The sequence below is a fragment of the Bifidobacterium sp. UTCIF-39 genome, from assembly GCF_006408715.1.
In the GTDB taxonomy this organism is placed as follows: domain Bacteria; phylum Actinomycetota; class Actinomycetes; order Actinomycetales; family Bifidobacteriaceae; genus Galliscardovia; species Galliscardovia tissieri.
Genome location: NZ_JEOG01000007.1, coordinates 34,038 through 55,432, shown reverse-complemented (window position 1 = coordinate 55,432; position 21,395 = coordinate 34,038). Strand labels below are relative to the sequence as shown.

Below are 21,395 nucleotides of genomic sequence, written 5' to 3'. Positions count from 1 at the left end.
CGAAATCTACATTCACGTGCCGTTCTGCATGAGACGCTGCGGATACTGCGACTTCAACACCTATACCGCCCGGGACCTGGGCGGGGGAGCCAGCCGCGGCAACTACGCGACCATGGTGATCGAGGAGATGCGCATCGTGAAACGATGGCAGCTCGAGCATGGCATCCACGAGCCTGCGGCAAGCACGGTCTTCTTCGGCGGAGGCACACCCACCATCCTGCCCGCGAACGATCTGAACCGCATGCTGGCCGCCGTCCGCGACATCTGGGGTATCGAGGATGGGGCTGAGATCACCACGGAGGCCAATCCCGACACGGTGGATGCCGACTACATCGCAGCACTCGCCGACGGAGGATTCACTCGCGTCTCATTCGGCATGCAGTCCGCCGTTCCACACGTGCTGCGCACGCTGGACCGTACGCATACGCCGGCCAATGTGGAAGCGGGGGTTCGTGCCGCGGAACGCGCGGGCATGCGCTCCAGCGTGGATCTGATTTACGGCGCACCGGGGGAAAGCCTCGACGATTGGCGGGCATCGGTGCAGACCGCCATCGATCTGGGTGTGAACCACGTCTCCGCCTATGCGCTTACGGTCGAACCGACCACCAAAATGGGCCGGCAGATCGCCGCCGGTACGTTGCCCAAACCCGACGATGATGATGAGGCATCCAAATACGAGATCGCCGATGATCTGCTCACGGCGGCGGGTCTCGAATGGTACGAGGTGTCCAATTGGGCAAAGCCCGGCTACGAAAGCCGACATAACCTTGGCTACTGGAAAAACGTCGACTGGGCGGGAATCGGTCCCGGGGCGCACTCGCACTACAATGCCCGTCCGAACATACCGGATATGAAGGCCCTGCGTTCGTGGGACATCGCACACCCGCGCCTATGGGGCACCGCCATCAGCGAAGGCCGCGTACCATGGGCGGGCAGTGAGGAGATCACGCCGGCAGAGAACCTCGAGGAGCTCATCATGCTGGGCCTGCGCATCCGCGAAGGCCTGGACCTCACCATGCTGAACCGTGTCGCTCAGACATCGGTGACGTACAAGGACGTTCAGCCGATGATCGACGAAGGCCTGATCACGATGGAGCACGACCGCATCGTGCCGACACGGCGAGGCCGTCTGCTCAACGACACCGTCATCGAGCATTGCTTCGCTCTCGTTGGTGTATGACCGGACATACAAGAGAAGCATTGGACGCGAATCTCGTGAAGGCGAATAATCGGGTACGTAAGCGGAGAGTAAGTCGTGTCGGCAAAGGAGACGTTATGGAATACACGAAACTCGGCAACAGTGACGTGACCGTATCTCGCATCTGCATGGGATGCATGGGATTCGGAGATTCGACGAAGGGACAGCATTCATGGATTCTGGATCCCGATGCGTCCCGTGCCATTATCGCCTATGGATTCGATCACGGCATCACGTTCTACGACACCGCCATCGGCTATGCGGGTGGTACCAGCGAGGAGTACGTGGGCCGCGCACTGCGTTCGATCTCACCCGATCGAGACGCCTACCAGATTGCAACCAAGTTTCCGCCTCGCACGGCCGAGGAGATCGAAAACGACGTCAATGGTCGGCAGCATGTGCTGAACAATCTCGACGCCAGCCTCAAACATCTCGACCTCGACTATGTGGACCTGTACATCTGCCACATGTGGGACTATCACACCGATATGGCCGAGGTTCTGGAAGGCATGAACGAAGCGGTCAGGTCCGGCAAGGCGCGCGCCATCGGCATCTCCAACTGCTACGCCTACCAGCTCGCCAAAATGAACGATCTGGCTGAACGCAACGGTTGGGCCAAGTTCGTGTCCATCCAGAGCCACTACAATCTCATCGCCCGTGAGGACGAACGCGAACTGGCTCGCCTATGCCACGAGGACAACATCGCCATGACCCCATACAGCGCGCTCGCCGCCGGCCGACTGTCCCGACTGCCCGGCTCGGCCTCCACCAAGCGGCTGGTCGAGGATCAGGTGGCGCATTCCAAGTACGACGCCACGGAAGCGCAGGATGACGTGATCGTCAACCGCGTGGCTGAGGTCGCCGCCGCGCATGACACGTCGATGACGGCGGTGTCGCTCGCATGGCTGCTCACCAAGGTCACGGCCCCTGTGGTCGGCATGACCAAACCCCATCATGTCGATGGCGCGATCGACGCCGTGAACCTGACACTGACGGACGAGCAGATCGCCTATCTGGAAGAGCCGTACGTGCCGCACAAGCTGGTGGGAGTGATGGCGTTCAATCACTGACCGAGGGATACCGGTCGACGTTTGGAAGGGATGACGTCAGGAAGGTGTGTGGCGGTAGCCGTTCCGCGGTTGCCGCCACACACCTTGTTCGTTTCCTTTCGGGAAGGCGCGCATGCGAACGGTCATGCCTGGGTCATGCCTGGTCGCGCTCGCCAAGAAACCTGATGAACGCGGCTGCGGCCGATGAGGGCGTCGCCTGTTTCTTCCATACGATGATCGAACCGGTCTCGATCGGAGGCGCCAAGGCGAGGGGCCGAACGCCGTCGTAGGCTGCTCCGGTGTCGATGCACAGGCACGCACCCAAATCGGCGGCGACCATGGCCGCCGCGTTGATGGGCAGATTGCAGGTGCCGACGATCCTCGATTCGTCGAAATACCCCCGAGCCAGCTTGCCGCAGGGCGGGTTCTAGTGATCGTTGCAACGCCTGACCGACCGGCAGGAGGATCAGGTGGGCAGGTGGGTGTTCGAGGGCGTGGGGTACGCGACGAGGTCGCAGATGTGCGCGGCGCGGCGCCGCCGGTACGTCGAGCATCTCGAGGCGGGCATGAACTTCACGCAGGCCGCGCGGGCGGTGGGCGTGTCCAAACGCACCGGCAAGGTGTGGCGCAACGGAAGGACACGTTTCACGGGAAGGAACGAGAAACCATCGGTGGACTGGTATCGTTCCACCGTGGATGTTCCCAGGAAGATCAGCTCGAGGTATCTGAGCCAGGACGAGCGCGTCAGCATCGCCGACTGGAGGAAGGCCGGCATGGGCGTGCGCGCGATCGCGCGCAGGCTCAACCGTCCGGCGTCGACCGTCAGCCGCGAGCTGGAGCGCAACATGAACCCCGCGACCGGCATGTACGAGCCGTACCGGGCCCAGCAGATGAGCGCCGACCGGCTCAGACGGCCCAAGCCGGCGAAGGTGCATACGGTGCCGGGCCTGCTCGACTACATCCGCTCCGGACTGAAGGCGCATTGGAGCCCCGAGCAGATCGCGGGGTGTCTGCGGGCGGACTTCCCGGATAATGAGGACATGCACGTGTGCACGGAGACGATCTACCAGGCCATCTACGTCCAAGCCAAGGGAGAACTGAAAAAGGACATCGCCAAGGCCCTCAGGAGCGGGCGGGCCCGACGTCGGCCCCACGGCCAGGCGGACTCGCGCAAACCCCGCTTCCGCGAACCCATGGTGATGATCTCGCAAAGGCCCGCCGAGGTCGAGGACCGTGCGGTGCCCGGCCACTGGGAGGGCGACCTGATCTGCGGCGCGGCCAACAAAAGCGTGATCGGCACGCTCGTGGAACGCACGACACGGTTCACGATCCTCCTGCACCTGCCTGACGGGCACGACGCCGAACACGTCCAACAGGCCGTCATCCATAAAATGCGGCACCTGCCCAGGCTCCTGCGCAACTCGCTGATCTGGGACCAGGGAAGCGAGCTCGCCCTGCACAAGCGCATCTCGACGGCCCTGGACATGCAGGTCTACTTCTGCGACCCGCACTCCCCATGGCAGCGCGGCACCAACGAGAACACCAACGGGCTCCTGCGCCAGTACTTCCCCAAAGGCACCGACCTAAGCATTTACCCAGAAGACTACCTGGACGCGGTCGCCGAGGAACTCAACGACAGGCCACGCAAAACACTCGACTACAGGAAACCCAGCGAAAGAATCCTCGAGCTCATCAACGCCGCATGATACGATCACACCATTCCAAAGACCACCACTCAAGGTGGCAATCACTCAGGTGTTGCAACCACCACTAAAATCCGTCCAACATTGTTTCGCTGGATGAATCGGACATGGGGTCGGTCGAGGCGCGCGTGCGTATGGGGCTGTCCGTGCGGCCGGCGGGCGTCATCGTCTATGAGTATGGCTGGGCCGGCGTCGAGGCGCTGAAGCGGCTGCCGAAGGACGTGCCGTCCGTTGTGGTGGGAGGTGGTTTTGGCGACGGAGACTATCAGGTGATTAACGCCGAGCGCGACGGCGGACGTTGGATGACGATGCACCTGCTGGATCTGGGGCATGAGCAGGTCCTCCATGTCGCATGGGATCGTGAGACCGGCGACAACTCACGCTCGAACGGCTGGCGTGATGCGCTTGCCGAGCGTGGTGTCGAGGCTCTGGAACCGATTCTGGCGCCCTTCGGCGACCTCGGCGCGGCGGTCTCGCTCGGGCGGACGCTCGGCGCACGCAAGGATGTGACCGCCATATTCGCCGCCACCGACGAGATCGCCATCGCGGTGATGAAGGGGCTGCGCGAGGCGGGCCAGCGCGTCCCGGATGACGTGAGCGTGGTGGGTTCGACGATATGCGCTTCGACGCCATGTGGGAACCGGCGCTCACCAGCTACACCCAGAATTTCCATGAGATGGGGGAGCGGGCCTTCCGCATGCTGTATGGGCAGATCGAGGCCCAACGCACCGGCCGTGAGCCGCCGCCCGCACAGGTCGAGGTGGTGCAGGGTCGTCCGCGACTGCGCGCTTCCGAGCGCACGCCGTTGAATCCGTCGAAGAATACGAGCCATGGGTCACGGTGAGCGGGGTCCCACATGGCACTACCATGACAGCGCGATGTGCCAGACCTGGGCGCGAGCGCAGTCACCACAGAATGTCCGCCGGTGCGGTGGTTTTGTTGTGTTCGATAATGAGACATATTTCCTCAGGGGATTCTTTGCATCCTCGTCGAATCCACAGCCAGACGATAGAGGCGACGGCGGAGACGAGAATTTCCATCGCATAGTCGGCCGGAATGCCGTTGTAGATGGTTTGTGGTTCGGCGTCTCGGTGTTTCGCTTGCGTGATGATGAGTCGCTTGAGCACGTCCTTGAAGCGCTCGTAAAGAGACATATCGTTGCCGGATTGTGATATCGCGTCGAAGAATGCATAGTCGTTTTTCACATATTGCAGTGCTTTGGCGATGGATTGAGATTGAAATACGTCAACGACTGATTTGCCGGCTTGACTGATCGTTGGTTCGGTTGGATTGACGCGTTCGACGAGAATGCGCGTCAAATCGTCAATGGTGTCGTTGATGAGTTGTTGGCGCAGGTTGAACTTGTCGACATAATGCATATAGAACGTGCCGCGATTGATGTCTGCGGTTCGAGCGATATCGCTGACGGTCATCGCTTCGAAGCCTTTCGACTTAACCAGCGTGGTGAATGCGGACTTGATTTTGGCTTCGGTTTTCGTATTGCGTTTGCCGGTTGCGGATGCCATGGGCTTCTCCTCAAGTATGAGTTGAGTTGTGTGATCGGCTATTGCTGAATCATAGCAATCTACAACAGAATCTATCAACATGCTGTTCATTTAATGCCATAATGAACGGATTTTATAAGACTGTTCAATTTGAACAGAATGGCAGAAATCGTTCGTTGACATGGCTTTTGTGCCGTCTTTATCATCATGGCAGTGAATCAACATGTTGTTTATTCAAAGGAGGGTGGTATCGATGGCCTACATTGAAATGATGCATAGTTTCAAGCGTTACCATATGGGCGACGCCACTATCGTCGCCAACAACGACGTGAACTTCAGCATCGAGAAAGGCGAGCTGGCGATCATCCTCGGTGCATCCGGCGCCGGCAAATCGACTGTGCTCAACATTCTCGGCGGCATGGACACCAACAGCGAGGGGCAGGTGATCATCGACGGCAAAGACATTTCGAACTACACTGCACGGCAGTTGACCGACTACCGCCGCACCGATATCGGGTTCGTATTCCAGTTCTACAACCTCGTCTCGAATCTCACCGCGAAGGAGAACGTCGAACTCGCTTCCGAAATCGTGCGCGATGCGCAGGATCCGGTTCAGGCGCTCGTGGATGTGGGGCTGAAGGACCGCATCGACAACTTCCCGGCGCAGCTCTCCGGCGGTGAGCAGCAGCGCGTCGCCATCGCCCGCGCTGTGGCCAAGAACCCCAAGATTCTCCTGTGCGACGAGCCGACCGGTGCGCTCGACTACAACACCGGCAAGCAGGTGCTGCGCATCCTGCAGGACCAGAGCCGCGTCAAGGGCGCCACCGTGGTGATCGTCACCCACAACTCCGCCATCGCGCCCATCGCTGATCGCGTGATCCACATGCATGACGCGCGAGTTAAATCCATCGAGGTCAACGAGCACCCCATGGACATCGAGGACTTGGAATGGTGAACGCTATGACGTCTCGCAGGCTTCGCAGACCTCGCAAACGCATGCTGTGGCGCGACATCCGTGCCACCCTCGCCAAATCCAAGGGGAGGTTCGCCTCCATCGTGAGCCTCATGGCCCTAGGATCGTTCGCCCTCGTGGGTCTGTTCGCCACCGCGCCCGACATGCGGGCCACAGGCCGCGCGTTCTACGACGAGCACAATCTTGCGGATGTGACCGTGATCAGCGACTACGGCCTAACCGCCGACGACGAGGCGATCATTCGTGGAACAGCCGGCGTGAAGGACGCCGAATTCGGCTACTTCAAGGATGTGACGATCGCGGACAGCGATTACAGCCTTCGTATCCACTCGCTGCCCGAGACCGTCTCCACCTATGAGGTCGTGGAGGGCCGACTACCGCAAGCGGCCGGGGAGATCGCGCTTGACTCGGGGGAGCGTGATCGGTTCGCCGTGGGCAGCTCCATCCGCGTGACCGAACTGCCGGACCTCGCCGGCGACACCGTGCTCAGACGGACCGACTTCACCGTGGTCGGCTTCGTAGAGGCCAGCGACATCGTCTCCAACCTCAACATGGGACAGTCCACCGCCGGATCCGGCGAACTTGACGGATACGCCGTGGTCACTGCGGGCACGTTCGACTCGTCAGTGGCAATGATCGGCCGCGTCACCTTTGAGGACACAGCCGGACTGAACTACTGGGATGACGCCTACCGCGACCGCGTGCAGGACCACAAGACCATGCTCTCCCGGCGGCTCGCCAACCAGCCCGCCGCCCGCCGCGACTCCATCCGCTCCGAACGCCGTGAGCAGATCGCCAAGGCGCAGGAGCAGGTGGACGACGCCAAACAGCAGCTCGCGGACGCCCAAACTCAGCTCGACGACGCCAAGGCGCAGATCGAATCCGGCAAGGACCAGATTACCCAAGGCCAGCTCGACGCCGTCGATCAGGCATCCTCCGCGGCCGCCGAACTCGCCGGCGCCACCGCGCAGATCGCTTCCGCCAACTCCACGCTCTCCGCCGCCCAAACCCAGCTCGACGCCGGCGCACAGCAACTCAATCAGGGCCAGAGCGGTCTTGAACTCACCTGGCAGCAGCTCAATCAGGCCGGCAAGCAGCTCACCGTGGCCCGCGCGGCGCTCGACGCATCCAAGACGGCGCTCGACGCCACTGGCCGTCTCCTAGCTTCATGGGAGAAAACCGGAATAACCGGCAGGGCATACCAAAGCCTCAAGGGGCGGTACGATCAGGCGCTCGCCGACTGGAACACGGCCGCGGACACATACAACGCCATGCTGAACCAATACAACAGCGGCCTTGAACAGTTCAACGAAGGGGCTGCCAAGCTCGATCAGGGATCCGAGGAGTACCAAAAGAACGCGGCCGCGATCGCGGAAGCCCAAAAACTGCTTGCATCCAGGCAGACTGAACTCGGGCACGCCGTCTCCACGGCCGCATCCGGATCGGCGTCCGACGGTGCCTCACAGATGATCCAAGGCCAGCGCGACCTCGAGAAAGCCGAGGACGAATACGACCAGAAGCTCAAGGAATTCAATGACGCCAAGCCCGAGGCCGAGAAGCAGATCGCTGACGCGGAACGTCAGATCAAACTGGCGAGCGAAAAGGTGGACACCCTCGAAGTGCCCGCGTACTCGATCGACGGACGGCGTGAGGGACTCACCTCCGAGGGATATCGCGTGTACGAGATCATCGCGGACATCGTCATGAAACTCGCGCGCATCTTCCCGATCTTCCTGTACTTCGTGGCCGCGCTGGTCACGTTCACCACCATGGGCCGCATGGTGGATGAGGAGCGCACCAATTCCGGCACCCTCAAGGCGTTGGGATACGGGAACGCGGACATCATGAAGAAATTCCTCGTCTACGGCTTCTCCGCCTCTACAGCCGGCACGGTTCTGGGTGTGGCGGCCGGGCACACCATCCTGCCGCTCATTGTCTACCATGCCTACGATTCCGGATTCACCATGCCGCGCATCGAGCTGCACTTCCATCTGGGCGTGACCGCCGCCGCGTTTCTGCTTGCATGGGCGAGCGCCGTGGCGCCCGCGTGGATCGCCGCGTCCCGCGAGCTCAAGGAGAGGCCCGCCGCGCTGCTTCTGCCCAAACCGCCCGCCAAGGGCTCGAAGATCTTCCTCGAGCGGATCACGCCCGTGTGGGACCGCCTGAGCTTCACCCGTAAGGTCACGGCCCGCAACCTATTCCGTTACAAGTCTCGCGGCTTCATGACCATCTTCGGCGTGGCCGGCGCGGTGTCGCTGCTCACCGCGGGGCTGGGCGTACAGGCGTCGATCGGCCAAATCAGCGAGCGCCAGTTCGGCAGCATAATTCATTATGACCTGATCGTGGCGGAGAAATCAGACAACAACGCGGACCAGCGCGACGCCGTATCCAAGGCCGTCGCCCCGGCGGACGGGGATGACGGCAACAGGGCGATCGACCAATCCGCGCCGATCCGCTACGAGGAGCTCACCACCACCGCCGGCAAACAGGGCGACAAGCAGACGATCACGCTCATCGTCACCGACGACGCCTACAACTTCGGAGACTACATCACCCTGCGCGACCGTGTCTCGCACGACCCGCAGGTCCTGACCGACCGAGGCGCGATCATCTCCGAACGCATGGCGGACATGCTCGGTGCCAAGGCCGGGGATGCCATATCCGTGACGGATCCCGACGGCACGGAGCGCAAGGTGCGCGTGGACGGCGTGACCGAAATGTACATCGGCCACTTCATGTTCATGTCCTCCGGTGGCTACGGTCGCGCGTTCGACGCCGACTACCAGTCCAACGCCTACATGGTCCGTCTCAAGGATTCGTCCGTGGGCAACGCCAACAGGCAGGGAGCTGACCTTATGACTGTGGACGGGGTCAAGGGCGTGGTGCAGAACATCACCATGAGGAACCAGGTGGCCACGATCGTCGACTCGCTCGACCAGATCATGGAGGTGCTCATCTTGGTGGCCGCGCTGCTTGCGGTGGTGATTCTCTACAACCTCACCAACCTCAACGTGTCCGAACGCATTCGCGAACTGTCCACCATCAAGGTGCTCGGCTTCCATACCGGGGAAACGACCATGTATATCTATCGTGAAACGATCATCCTGTCCGTGCTCGGCGTGTTGGCGGGATACGGGTTCGGGGCCGTCCTGCACCGTTACATCATCACCGAGGTGCCGCCCGACGAGGTCATGTTCGACCCGGCCCTCGCCTGGTCTGCGTTCGCCGTGCCGCTTGCCGTGGTGGTCGTGGTGCTCGCCATGCTCGGCTGGGTGGTCTGGCGCCGCCTCAAGGACGTGGATATGCTCGGTGCGTTGAAGAGCGTGGAATGAGCCGGGAATGGAGGAAGAAAGGAAAACCTATGAACCATCCGGTCGAATCGAATGATGCCGCTCCGCTGCGCTTCCGCGGCAAGGTCGACTTCCAGTCGCACTACCTGCCGCCTGCGTACCTGGAATTCCTGCGTGCGCATTATCCCGGCAACCCGGACGGCTATCCCACGCCCGACTACTGGACTCCCGACTGGCAGCGCGACAAGATGGACCTGCTCGGTATCGCCTACGCGCATTTGGAGCTTTCCTCGCCGAACGTCTTCCTGCCGCAGATGGACGACTGTCTGCGGCTGGCCCGGAAGATCAACGACCAGGGAGCGGCGATCGCCGCCGAGGACCCAACCCGGTTCGGTCTGATTGCCACGTTACCACTGCCGTGGGCCGAGGCATCCGCGGCGGAAGCCCGGCGCGCGCTCGACGAGCTCAAGGCTGACGGCGTGGGACTGACGACCAACCATCACGGCGTGTACCTCGGCGACCCCCGGCTCGACCCGGTGATGAGCGAACTGGACGATCGTGGCGCTATGGTGATCGTCCACCCCACCGCGCCGCCCGTGTCCGTGCCTGGCGCATGCGAGGGCCTGTCCCTTCCTGCTTTCGAGTACTTCGTGGAAACCACGCGGGCCTTCACCAACATGGTGCTGGAGGACACGTTCGTCAAGTTCCCGAGCATCCGTTGGGTGATACCGCACGCCGGCGCGTTCGTTTCCATTCTCGCCGACCGGTTCGAAAGCTTTGCGTTCATGCTGCGCTTCGCTGATCCGGACCGCCGTGTCGACTATATGGACGCCATGTCCCACGTGTATTACGACCTCGCCGGATTCAGTGAGCCCAAGCAGCTAGCCGACCTTCTACGCAATGTGCCGGACACCCACCTGCTGTACGGGTCGGACACCCCCTACACGCCCATCGAGGCGGTGCTCGGTCAGGCTCGGGCGCTGGAGGGGACCGACAAGCTCACCGAGGAGCAGAAGTGCATGGCGTTCACCGGCAACGCGCTCGCCATCAACCCGAAGCTTGCGAGGATCCCGGCCTTGGTCCGGGCGGCCTCCGAACCCGCGGGGGATGTCGCGGTGAAGCGGGACGGACGGTGGCATGTGCGACTCCTGCACGATCTCTTCCCGCGCAGACATGTGGCCGTGCGCGTACCCGTTCCGCCGCACGAGGCGGCCCCGAAGATAGCCGGAACCGTCCGCGATGCCGCCGCCGCGCGTCTTACGCCCGACCCCGGCGACGACCCGGCACTCACCGCCCGCTACGACGTGCGGCTCAACTCGCCGGTGGGCGTAATTGCGATTCCCGTGATCGTCTCCTACGACGACGCGACCCGAACATCGTTCCACGGCAAGGCGAAGGTCATGGGAATCGTGGCATCCTACCGGGATGGCGTGCGCGACGGGACGCGGCATTCGTTCGACATTCGCGTGCGTCTGCCATTCGGCCCGCTCACCGTCCACCTCAATGCTGACGTGTCCGAACCCGACGGCTCGGTCGCGGGCACGGCCGTCGCTCCCCATCGCAGGCCCATGCCCTTCACCGGCCGGCGGCGCTGATCGATCTCGCATGCGTTTGTCTTCGAGCGCTTGAGGTGGGTATTACTGAAATCGAACGACAGACTGCCCGTATCGGGATGAAGGAAAGGAAGCATCATGTCCAAGCGCATGCTTGTCACGTATTTCTCCGCCACCGGCACCACGCGTGAGGTCGCCGAACGCCTCGCGCACGCGATCGGCGCCGACCTCAAGGAAATCGAACCCGCCGAGCCGTACACCGCCGCCGATCTCGACTGGCGTGACTCCGGCAGCCGCACCAGCGTCGTGCACCGCAACCGCGACATTCGTCCGGCGTTGAAGACTCCGATCGACGTGAACGGCTACGACGTGGTGTTCGTCGGATACCCGCTGTGGTGGGAGACCGCGCCGCGCATGGTGCGCACGTTCCTCGAAAGCGAGGACTGGGAGGGCAGGACCATCGTCACGTTCGCGACCTCCGGATCCAGCACGCGCGGTGCCGACGGCGTGCAGTTGCACGATTCGGCCCCCGCCGCCCATTGGGTGCCGGGTCGCCGCGTGGGCGCAAACGAGAGCGATACCAAACTCGCCAAGTGGGCCGAGGGGCTGGCTTTGTAAATTGTAAAGTCGGCCGTCGCGCCGCGAACGCCATATGGGGTTGCCGAACCATTGATGTCCGGCGGCCCCATTGGTCTCGTCAATACCGATTTCGACTGCACTCTGGTGGATGATATGCAGATTCGCACCGGCGACAGGACTATGAGCGCGTCCAACGTCTCCGCCCTGACACGATGTCCGGAGGCGTGAGGTGGCACAATCGGAATCGTCGCGCCGCCCAGTCGCTTGCTGATCGCTTCGCTGACTGCCACGGTGTGCCCCGTGAGTAGGCCGGAGGCTGATTGGCCTTGTACTGGCCTCTCGGAGGGCTCATGCGAGACTGAGGGAGGGGGGCTGCGGTTTCGCTCACGCGTTCATCGCGCGAATACGACGCAGATCCGTGAGCACCCGCTGTGGTTGGTCGGACGGCGGGAAGTTGTCTTCGTCACGCACGCCGTCGAGGTTGCCGGGGGTATCTCGTTCCAGTGCAGCGAACAACGGCGTGAGGTCGGCTTGTTCCTCGCCGCGCTCGGCGACGAGTTCGAGCGTCTTCCCCACGGCATCCCCGCAACCGAGGGCGTCCACCAGCGTTCGTGCTATCTGGTCGCGCGAGACGGCCCCATCTGACGGGCTGCCGGTGCGTCGGCCGTCCCCCTGCAAGAACACCAAACGGCGCTCGTCGGGCGATCCGTAGTCGAACCAGCCGGGTCGTACGATGGTGTACTCGTTGCCGCTCGCCCGCACCAGCCATTCCGACCGGCGCTTCCAATCATGGGCCTGATATCGTCTGTTGTAAGAGCTGTCCATGTTGGTGATGCCGATCGCGGTCATCAATGCGATGCGCACCTTGCGTCCGTCCAGCGCGATGAGCGCGTTGCGCACCGCGCCGTAGTCGACCTGTTCGATCGTCGCCGCGCTGACGTGCGAGCCCATGGTGAACACGATGCCGTCGATGCCTTCCAATGCCCGGGAGAGCGATTCGACCGAGGTCAGGTCGCCCTCGAAGAGTTCGGCGCCTTGGAGCAGCCCGGCGTGCGAGGCGCCGCGCACCAAGGCGCGCACATGGTATCCCTGCCGCAGCGCCTCGGCGACGGCGAGTCTGCCGACGCTGCCGGTAGCGCCGACGAACAATACGGATGATGGTCTGGTCATGATTGATTGCCTCTATTCACTCGGTGGGCTGGAGCGGGCCGTAGAAGTAGCTGGCGGTGGCGCCGCCGTCCACGAGCACATCGGTGCCGGTGATGAACGCGCCGCGCTCGCTCATGAGCAGTTCGGCCACGTTGGCGATCTCGTCGGCCGTGCCGGGGCGTCCGGCCGGGCACTTGGCGAACATGTTCTTGTAGAAGTCGCCACGCGGGCCGTTGAACTCATCGATGGCCAGCGGCGTGACGACGATGCCGGGGGAGATGGAGTTGAGGCGTGCCCCGCGTTCGCCCCATGCCACGGCTTGGGCCATTACGCGCTTCTCGTTGCAGCGCTTGGCCATCTGGTAGGCGTGCAGCGTGTCCATGATGTTGCCGGGCTGCAGCATGTCGAGGCCGAGCAGTTCCTCGGTGGGTGTGGTGGCGAGCAGGCGGTCCTCCTCGGCGGTGAGCTGCTTCATGCGGTGACCGGACTGGCTGGAGATCGTCACGCCCGCGCCGCCGGGGGCGACGATCTTGCCGACCTCCTCGAGCAGCACGGCCGTGCCGTACAGGTCCACGTTGAGGATCGTTTCGATGGATGCCTGGCTGGGGGAGACTCCGGCCGCGTTGACCAGCATGGTGAGATCGCCGAGGGAGGTCGCCTTGCCGAGGAGCGTGGTGATGGACTTGCGTGAGGCGAGGTCCACGGTTTCGGGGCGGGCGTCGAAGCCGGCGTCCGTCATGGTCCGCGCGATATCGGCGGCGTGGTCGGGGTTCTTGTCCGCCACGAGGATGGTCATGCCGTATCCCATGCGGCGGGCGATGGCCATGCCGATCTGCCCGGCACCGACCAGAAGCATGATGTTGCGGGATGGGTGAAGCGTTGCCATGGGATATCCTTTCGTTCTTTTCCGTATGGTGCGATTGGGGCTTCCAAGGGTGTTGCAGCTCCGTCAGGGCTGTTGTCTGCAATGGTATGAGGGGTGTTTTTATATTACAAATGTCGCTATAGTATTTATATATATGTGCTGTATGCATGTATTTAGCATTGCTGCCGTAGACGCGGGAGAGGGAACATGGAATTGAAGGTATTGCGTCATTTCATTGCGGTGGTCGAGGAGGGTGGCGTGACCGCCGCCGCGGATGTGCTGCGTATCAGTCAGCCGGCGCTGTCCCGGCAGATGAGCGGATTTGAGGATGAGCTTGGGGTCAAGCTGTTCGTCCGCGGCAATCGTGCTCGCGAGATCGCGTTGACGGGGGAGGGGCGTCTGATGTATCGGCGGGCCAGGGAGATCGTGGAACTCGCCGATCGTGCCCGTTCGGAGATGGGGGAAGGGCGCGACATCGTCGGTGAGGTTCATATCGCTGCGGCGCAGAGCGTGGTCATGCATACCGTCGCTCGCGCGGCCATGCTGCTGCGAGGGCGTCATCCGAACATCACGGTGCAACTGCATGATGACTTCGGTGCCAACATCATGGAGCGTCTTGACAACGGGCTGGCCGATTTCGGCGTGCTCGTGCAACCGGTGGATATGGGTCGATACGGGTCATTGCCGTTGCCGGGCGGCGATCCGATGGGTGTGCTCATGCGTCGCGATCATCCGCTTGCCGAGCGGACTCGGATCGAACCGAGGGACCTTGATGGCGTGCCGCTGATCATGCCGCGTGGCGTGCTGGAGCGCGGCGACCTGTCGGGTTGGCTTGGTCGGTATGCGAAGCGTCTGCGGGTGGTCGGTACGACGAACCTCATGTACAACGCCAGTTGCTTCGTGCAGGAGGGGTACGCATGCGCCGTCGGACCGGAGGGTATGGTCGACGCTTCGGATGCGACTGGTCTGTGCTTTCGTCCCTTCGCGCCGGAGGTATCCACGCATCTGGCAATCGCCTGGAAGGCGGCCCAGCCGCTGCCTCCCGCTGCCGATGCGTTCCTGCAAGCGCTGCGGGATGTGCTGTAGGCATCAATCGCAGTCGTCGGCGATTACGCTGGATCGGCGCGGGCGATCGCACCGGCATTGTTCCGCATCTGGTACGGATCGTGCCAAACGCAGCCGGTCCGTCCCGGAACGTCGCCCGATTGTCGCTACCATACCAGTGTGCCACTGTGGATGTGGACGGTAAGGAGCAAGGCGACGATGCATGATGGACGTGAGACAGATGACATGAACAACGTGGCGCGCAGAGATGCGGGACTGCCGTACCATTATGACGATCCCGCCATCATGGACGGGCAGCTTGCCTGGCAGGGCAAACTATGGGAGTACAACCAGACGAAGCCGACCGAACAATACCGCCGCGCCGAATTACTTGCGGACATGTGTGCCGAAGTCGGTGAGGGAGTGCATATCGAGACGCCGTTGCACGCGAACAACGGCTGCAGGCGTGTGCATCTTGGCAAGGGTATCTATATCAACGCGTTCATGAGCATGGTTGATGATGCGGAAATCTGGATCGGCGACTATGCGATGTTCGGTCCGTCCGTCACCATCGCCACCGCGGGACATCCGATTCTGCCCGTCATGCGTGAGCACCACTACACGTATGCGCTGCCGGTGCATATCGGACGCAACGTGTGGGTCGGATCCAATGTAAGCATCCTGCCGGGCGTGACCATCGGGGACAACAGCGTGATCGGTGCCGGTTCGGTCGTTACCCGTGACATTCCGTCGAACGTGGTCGCCATGGGCGTGCCCTGCACAGTGAAACGGCCCATCGGCGAACATGACCGCGAATATTATTGGCACGATCGTCGTCTTGACGTGACCGAGTGAGGGGAAGAGAAATGAACGAACTCGATAAATGCATGGCAGGAGAAGTCTACGACTGCCATGATCCGATCTTCCTTGACTACAAGAACACGGCCAGACGGCTGCTCGCCGAATACAATCGACTTCCTTATGATGCGAAAACGCGTAAACGTGAGATCCTCGAATCCCTGTTCGGCACGATTGGTGACAATGTGTCGGTTGGTCTGCCGTTTATTTGCGACTACGGCCGGAATATCCACATCGGCAGCAATGTGTCGGTCAATATGAACTGTACGTTTGTGGACTGCAATACGATCACCATCGGGTCGGACACGTTGATCGCGTCGAATGTGCAGTTGTATACGGCCACGCATCCGGTGGAACTTGCGGATCGTCTTGTCGAGGATTGGAAGCCGGGCGATACGCATTACCGCTGGAACACGTATGCCCGACCGATCCGCATCGGACGCGGTTGCTGGCTGGGCGGCGGTGTCATTGTGCTTCCCGGCGTGACCATTGGCGATGGTACGGTGATCGGTGCTGGTTCTGTCGTCACCCGCGACATTCCGTCGAACGTGGTCGCCGTCGGCAGCCCGTGCCGGGTGCTGCGTCAGATCAACGGTTCCGATCCTGCCGGAGCCTGACGAGACGTCGCGTCGACGATTGTCGTGTGGCGATTGTTGACCGGTCGTCGGCCATTGCGACGCGGTGCCGTATATTGGTTCTCGACCGGATCTATCCGTAGCGGCAGTTTTTTGTGTTCCTTGAAAAATCCGGGCGTGTCGTCGCGTGTCTTCCATTTTTCGTGTCGAATGACGACGTGATGGCATCGCATTCCCGGAGAAATGTTACGAGCTTGAAAAATGACGGCTGAGAAGCTCTCATATGACGACGAAAACTGAGGGTGTGACGGAAGTCGTCTCATTATATGGAACATCTGTGAGCCCTAGAAAAGAAAAGTCTTTAAAACTTTCGGCAAGTGTGATATGTGCCCTTGATTGCGTCTAAGATACATTGTGGCTGTATTCTGTCAAGGCAATTCAAAATGCAGGTGAGTCCTGCCCTAGTCCAGAGGTGATTTCGGTGACAAAAGCTCCGCTTGACCTGACGATCCATACTCCAGAAGGCATGTATGATCCAATCTCGGAGCATGACGCCTGTGGTGTTGGCATGGTCACCACCCTCAATAAGATTCCCGAGCGCAAGATCGTCGATGATGCCATCGAGGTGCTGATCAACCTCGACCATCGTGGTGCCGTCGGCGCCGAAGAGAACACCGGCGACGGTGCGGGCATCCTGATGAGCATGCCAGACGAGTTCATGCGCAACACCATCGATGTGGCGCTTCCCGATCCGGGCCACTACATCGCCGGTATAGCCTTCCTTGATCGCGATATCGAGGCCGCATCCCAGCAGGAGAAGGCCATTGCCTCCATCGCCGAGGAGGAGGGCCTCGAGGTGCTTGCCTGGCGAGTCGTGCCCACCGATCCGAACGGGCTGGGTCTTCAGGCGCTGTCCTCCATGCCCGCGTTCAAGACGTTGGTGCTGGCCGATGCCGACGGTGCGAAGCTGGGCGGCATCGAACTTGAGCGCAAGGCGTTCCGTGTGCGCAAGCGCGTGGAGCACGAGGTGGGTGTGTACTTCGCCTCGCTGTCCGCGCGTACCATCACGTACAAGGGCATGCTCACCACGATGCAGCTCAAGCCCTTCTTCAAGGATCTGTCCGATCCCTCGATGAAGACCGTTATCGCCATCGTCCATTCCCGCTTCTCCACCAACACGTTCCCGAGCTGGCCTCTGGCTCAGCCGTTCCGTCTGCTTGCCCATAACGGCGAGATCAACACGATCCAGGGCAACCGCAACTGGCTGTCCGCCCGAGAGGGACGTCTCAGCTCCGAACTGCTCGGCGAGTTCAAGCCCCTGCTGCCGATCAATACCCCCGGCTATTCCGATTCCGGCACCTTCGACGAGTGTCTCGAACTGCTGCACCTCGCCGGCCGTTCCCTGCCGCACGCCATCTCCATGATGCTGCCGCCGGCCTGGGAGAAGAACGACAAGCTGGATCCCGACATCAGGGCCTTCTACGAATACAACAACACGCTGATCGAGCCGTGGGACGGTCCCGCCGACATCGTGTTCACCGACGGTACCCAGGTCGGTGCACTGCTTGACCGCAACGGCTTCCGTCCGGGTCGCTGGCAGGTTACCGACGACGGCTACGTGGTGCTCGCATCCGAGGCCGGTGTCCTCAATGAGATCGCCCAGGACCGCATCGTCGAGAAGGGCCGTCTCGAACCCGGCAAGATGTTCCTCATCGACACCGCCGAAGGACGCATTGTCCCCGACGAGGAGATCAAGCGCAACCTCGCATCCCTGCATCCCTATCGCCAGTGGGTGGAAGGAAACTCCGTCGAGCTCAACCAGCTGCCCGCCCGTGAGCATGTGAACCACTCCGGCCAGTCCGTGCAGCGCCGACAGCGTGCCTTCGGCTACACGGAGGAGGACCTCAAGCTGCTGCTCACGCCCATGGCCAACACCGGCAAGGAGCCGCTCGGCTCCATGGGCAACGACGTGCCTCTGCCGGTGCTCTCCAAGCGTTCGCGCATGCTGTTCGACTACTTCACCCAGAAGTTCGCCCAGGTGACCAACCCGCCGCTTGACTGGGAGCGCGAGGAGATCGTCACCTGCCTCGAATCCGCCATCGGCCCCGAGCCCAACCTGCTCGAGGATTCCGAGCTGCACGCCAAGAAGGTCCTCATTCCGCTGCCGGTCATTGACAGCGATGAGATGGCCCAGCTCAAGCGACTCGATCGTGCCAAGGTGCTCGGCGGATACTACCGTCCGTTCGTCGTCAAGGGTCTGTACCAGGTCGCCGGCGGCGGCAAGGCTTTGGAGGAGCGTCTCGAGGAGATCTTCTCCGAGATCGATCAGGCCATCGCCGATGGCAAGAACTTCCTGGTGCTGTCCGACCGCGACTCGAACCACACGTGGGGTCCGATCCCGTCCCTGCTGCTCACCAGCGCCGTACAGCATCACCTGCTGCGCCGTCACACCCGCACCCAGATCTCCATGGCAGTGGAGGCGGGTGATGTGCGCGAGATTCACCACGTAGCCTTGCTCATCGCCTATGGCGCGGCCTGCGTGAACCCGTATCTTGCCCTCGAATCCGTGGAGGATCTGTCCCGCCGCGGCTATGTCAAGGTCGAGCCCGCTCAGGCGGTGAAGAACCTCATCAAGGCCCTTTCCACGGGCGTGCTCAAGATCATGAGCAAGATGGGTGTCTCCACCATCATGAGCTACCGTGGCGCCCAGCTGTTCGAGGCCATCGGCCTCAGTCAGGAAGTCATCGACCGCTACTTCACCGGCACCACGTCCCGTGTCGGCGGCGTCGGACTCGACGAGCTCGCCGAAGAGGTGGCGATCCGTCACCGCGTGGCCTACCCGAACCAGTGGACCGCCACTCCGCATCGCAACCTGCGTACCGGCGGTGAATACAAGTGGCGTCGCACCGGTGAGGACCATCTCAACGATCCCGAGGCGATCTTCCTGCTCCAGCAGTCCACCCAGCGTGGCGACTACGCGATGTTCAAGAAGTACTCGAGCCACATCAACGACACGTCGAACCGTCTGATGACGTTGCGCGGACTCATGAAGTTCAACTCCAAGCGCAAGCCCATCGACATCTCCGAGGTCGAGCCCGCCAGCGAGATCGTCAAGCGTTTCTCCACCGGTGCCATGAGCTACGGCTCCATCTCCCAGGAGGCGCATGAGACGCTGGCCATCGCCATGAACCAGCTCGGGGCCCGTTCCAATTCGGGTGAGGGTGGCGAATCCGATGACCGTATCAACGATCCGCTGCGCTACAGCAAGATCAAGCAGATCGCATCCGCGCGATTCGGCGTGACCAGCGACTATCTGGTGCATGCCACGGATCTGCAGATCAAGCTCGCACAGGGTGCTAAGCCCGGCGAGGGCGGCCACCTGCCCGGTGCCAAGGTCCCGCCGTGGATCGCCAAGGTCCGTCACGCAACCCCGGGCGTGGAGCTTATCTCCCCGCCGCCGCACCACGACATCTACTCCATCGAGGATCTCAAGCAGCTGATCAACGATGCGAAGATGGCGAACCCGAAGGCCCGAATCCACGTCAAGCTCGTCTCCGAGTTCGGCGTGGGAACCATCGCCGCAGGCGTGGCCAAGTGCCATGCCGACGTGGTGCTGATCTCCGGATATGACGGTGGTACCGGTGCCGCTCCGCTCAACGCGATCAAGCACGCCGGAACCCCGTGGGAGATCGGCCTGTCCGAAACGCAGCAGACCCTGATCCTCAACGGTCTGCGCTCCCGCATCGTCGTGCAGTGCGACGGCGAGCTCAAGACCGGCCGCGATGTGGTCATCGCCGCGCTGCTGGGTGCCGAGGAGTTCGGCTTCGCCACCGCAGCTCTGATCGTCGAGGGTTGCGTGATGATGCGCGCATGCCAGAAGAACACCTGCCCGCAGGGCATCGCCACCCAGGATCCGGAGCTGCGTGCCCGATTCCGTGGCAAGCCCGAGCACGTGGTCAATTTCTTCATGTTCATCGCCGAAGAGGTGCGCGAGATCCTCGCTCAGCTCGGCTTCCGCACGCTTGAAGAGGCGGTCGGTCACGTCGAGTGCTTGGATCAGGACGAGGCCATCAAGCGTTGGAAGTCCGACGGCGTGGATCTGAGCAACGTACTGCGTCAGGTCGGTCCCACTCCGGGCACGATCCTGCACAACACCGAGAAGCAGAACCATGAGCTGGAGAAGGCGCTGGACAACAAGCTCATCGAACTCGCCCAGCCTGCCCTGCAGCACAAGGAGCCAGTGCGCATCGAGCTGCCGATCCGCAACGTGAACCGTACTGTCGGCACCATGCTCGGCTATGAGATCACCAAGCGTTACCAGGCCGAAGGTCTGCCGGACGACACGATCGATATGACGTTGCACGGTTCCGGAGGCCAGTCCATCGGTGCGTTCATCCCGCGCGGTGAGACGATGCGCATCTACGGCGAGGTCAACGACTACGCCGGCAAGGGCCTGTCCGGCGGACGCATCATCGTTCGCGCCGAGGATGGCGTGCGCTTCGATCCCCACACCAACGTGATTGCCGGCAACGTCACCGGCTTCGGTGCCACCTCGGGTGAAATGTTCGTCGCGGGCCGGGCCGGAGAACGCTTCGCTGTACGTAACGGTGGCGCCACGTTCGTGGTGGAGGGCGTTGGAGACCACGGCTGCGAGTACATGACCGGTGGTGTGGTCGTGGTGCTCGGTTCGACCGGCCGCAACTTCGGTGCCGGCTTCTCCGGAGGCAATGCCTACGTGCTTGACCTTGACATGGCGAAGGTGAACCCGTCCGCCGTCAGGACCGGCGCGCTGAAGTTCCTTCCGCTGAACGGCGAGGATGAGGAGCTCGTGCACTCGCTGGTCAAGCGTCACGCCGAGGAGACCGATTCCACGATCGCCAAGGAGCTGCTGGCCAACTGGCCCGAAGCCGTCAAGCGATTCACCCATATCGTGCCTACCCAGTTCGTCGCCATGACCAAGGCGATGAAGAAGGCCGAGGAAGACAATGTCGATTTCAACGCTCCGGGGGCCTGGGAGAAGGTCTACGAGCAGGTTATGGAAGGAGTGCGCTGAA

15 protein-coding genes and 1 pseudogene are annotated in these 21,395 nt (G+C 62.0%); 12 read left to right on the top strand and 4 right to left on the bottom strand.

What is annotated here, in order from left to right; genetic code table 11:
• Positions 1 to 28 precede the first annotated feature (28 nt).
• Positions 29 to 1,180: a radical SAM family heme chaperone HemW gene (hemW, locus tag EP30_RS04505; protein WP_258185374.1), complete on the top strand. Its 1,152-nt coding sequence runs from the start codon at positions 29 to 31 to the stop codon at positions 1,178 to 1,180.
• Between the two features lie 95 nt (positions 1,181 to 1,275).
• Positions 1,276 to 2,268, top strand: coding sequence for an aldo/keto reductase (locus EP30_RS04500; protein ID WP_140556536.1), 993 nt, complete (start codon positions 1,276 to 1,278; stop codon positions 2,266 to 2,268).
• Between the two features lie 133 nt (positions 2,269 to 2,401).
• Here the strand turns inward: EP30_RS04500 and EP30_RS04495 are convergent, their stop codons facing one another.
• Positions 2,402 to 2,587, bottom strand: coding sequence for a hypothetical protein (locus EP30_RS04495; protein ID WP_140556533.1), 186 nt, complete (start codon positions 2,585 to 2,587; stop codon positions 2,402 to 2,404).
• Between the two features lie 226 nt (positions 2,588 to 2,813).
• On the opposite strand from EP30_RS04495, the gene EP30_RS04490 reads away from it, so the two are divergent.
• Together EP30_RS04490 and EP30_RS11275 are read left to right on the top strand one after the other, a co-directional pair.
• Positions 2,814 to 3,953: an IS30 family transposase gene (locus tag EP30_RS04490; RefSeq protein WP_258185373.1), complete on the top strand. Its 1,140-nt coding sequence runs from the start codon at positions 2,814 to 2,816 to the stop codon at positions 3,951 to 3,953.
• Between the two features lie 77 nt (positions 3,954 to 4,030).
• Positions 4,031 to 4,794, top strand: a pseudogene (locus EP30_RS11275) (substrate-binding domain-containing protein); the annotation flags it as partial.
• 61 nt (positions 4,795 to 4,855) lie between these two features.
• Here the strand turns inward: EP30_RS11275 and EP30_RS04480 are convergent.
• Complete coding sequence (locus EP30_RS04480; RefSeq protein WP_094665343.1) at positions 4,856 to 5,476, bottom strand: TetR/AcrR family transcriptional regulator; 621 nt, start codon at positions 5,474 to 5,476, stop codon at positions 4,856 to 4,858.
• A 232-nt stretch (positions 5,477 to 5,708) separates the two neighbouring features.
• On the opposite strand from EP30_RS04480, the gene EP30_RS04475 reads away from it, so the two are divergent.
• The 4 genes from EP30_RS04475 to EP30_RS04460 all read left to right on the top strand — a co-directional run bounded on the left by EP30_RS04475 (position 5,709) and on the right by EP30_RS04460 (position 11,889).
• Positions 5,709 to 6,410 (top strand): ABC transporter ATP-binding protein, encoded by a 702-nt coding sequence (locus tag EP30_RS04475; protein WP_044088313.1) that lies wholly within the window; start codon positions 5,709 to 5,711, stop codon positions 6,408 to 6,410.
• A gap of 5 nt (positions 6,411 to 6,415) precedes the next feature.
• Positions 6,416 to 9,760, top strand: a complete 3,345-nt coding sequence (locus EP30_RS04470; RefSeq protein WP_140556531.1) for an FtsX-like permease family protein — start codon at positions 6,416 to 6,418, stop codon at positions 9,758 to 9,760.
• A 29-nt stretch (positions 9,761 to 9,789) separates the two neighbouring features.
• Positions 9,790 to 11,313 (top strand): amidohydrolase family protein, encoded by a 1,524-nt coding sequence (locus tag EP30_RS04465; protein ID WP_158216902.1) that lies wholly within the window; start codon positions 9,790 to 9,792, stop codon positions 11,311 to 11,313.
• A gap of 96 nt (positions 11,314 to 11,409) precedes the next feature.
• Positions 11,410 to 11,889: a flavodoxin gene (locus EP30_RS04460; RefSeq protein WP_140556528.1), complete on the top strand. Its 480-nt coding sequence runs from the start codon at positions 11,410 to 11,412 to the stop codon at positions 11,887 to 11,889.
• A gap of 345 nt (positions 11,890 to 12,234) precedes the next feature.
• On the opposite strand, the gene EP30_RS04455 is transcribed toward EP30_RS04460, so the two are convergent.
• Positions 12,235 to 13,020 carry an SDR family oxidoreductase gene (locus EP30_RS04455; protein ID WP_094665349.1) on the bottom strand — a complete coding sequence of 262 codons (786 nt, stop codon included), beginning with the start codon at positions 13,018 to 13,020 and terminating at the stop codon, positions 12,235 to 12,237.
• Positions 13,021 to 13,036: 16 nt separating this feature from the next.
• Positions 13,037 to 13,885: an SDR family oxidoreductase gene (locus EP30_RS04450; protein WP_140556526.1), complete on the bottom strand. Its 849-nt coding sequence runs from the start codon at positions 13,883 to 13,885 to the stop codon at positions 13,037 to 13,039.
• A gap of 186 nt (positions 13,886 to 14,071) precedes the next feature.
• Between EP30_RS04450 and EP30_RS04445 the strand changes: the two genes are divergently transcribed.
• The 4 genes from EP30_RS04445 (at position 14,072) to gltB (ending at position 21,394) form a co-directional block, all read left to right on the top strand.
• Positions 14,072 to 14,950, top strand: coding sequence for a LysR family transcriptional regulator (locus EP30_RS04445; RefSeq protein WP_094665353.1), 879 nt, complete (start codon positions 14,072 to 14,074; stop codon positions 14,948 to 14,950).
• Positions 14,951 to 15,127: 177 nt separating this feature from the next.
• Complete coding sequence (locus tag EP30_RS04440) at positions 15,128 to 15,763, top strand: sugar O-acetyltransferase (RefSeq protein WP_219846790.1); 636 nt, start codon at positions 15,128 to 15,130, stop codon at positions 15,761 to 15,763.
• 32 nt (positions 15,764 to 15,795) lie between these two features.
• A complete protein-coding gene (locus tag EP30_RS04435; protein ID WP_219846789.1) occupies positions 15,796 to 16,383 on the top strand; it encodes a sugar O-acetyltransferase in 588 nt (195 codons plus the stop codon).
• A 484-nt stretch (positions 16,384 to 16,867) separates the two neighbouring features.
• Complete coding sequence (gene gltB / locus EP30_RS04430) at positions 16,868 to 21,394, top strand: glutamate synthase large subunit (protein WP_140556654.1); 4,527 nt, start codon at positions 16,868 to 16,870, stop codon at positions 21,392 to 21,394.
• Position 21,395: the final 1 nt, after the last annotated feature.